The 396-nt window shown below is 51.0% G+C and carries 1 rRNA gene; it reads left to right on the forward strand.

The window, feature by feature from the left end:
• A 16S ribosomal RNA gene (locus SB724_RS19470) occupies positions 1-396 on the forward strand; the annotation flags it as partial.

Genomic DNA, 396 nt, shown 5'->3' on the forward strand with positions numbered 1-396 from the left:
CAACCTGCCTTTATCTGGGGGATAGCCTTTCGAAAGGAAGATTAATACCCCATAATATTTTGAATGGCATCATTTGAAATTGAAAACTCCGGTGGATAGAGATGGGCACGCGCAGGATTAGATAGTTGGTGAGGTAACGGCTCACCAAGTCAACGATCCTTAGGGGGCCTGAGAGGGTGATCCCCCACACTGGTACTGAGACACGGACCAGACTCCTACGGGAGGCAGCAGTGAGGAATATTGGACAATGGGTGAGAGCCTGATCCAGCCATCCCGCGTGAAGGACGACGGCCCTATGGGTTGTAAACTTCTTTTGTATAGGGATAAACCTACCCTCGTGAGGGTAGCTGAAGGTACTATACGAATAAGCACCGGCTAACTCCGTGCCAGCAGCCG

Source organism: Bacillus sp. SIMBA_031 (assembly GCF_046535225.1).
In the GTDB taxonomy this organism is placed as follows: Bacteria; Bacillota; Bacilli; order Bacillales; family Bacillaceae; genus Bacillus; species Bacillus velezensis.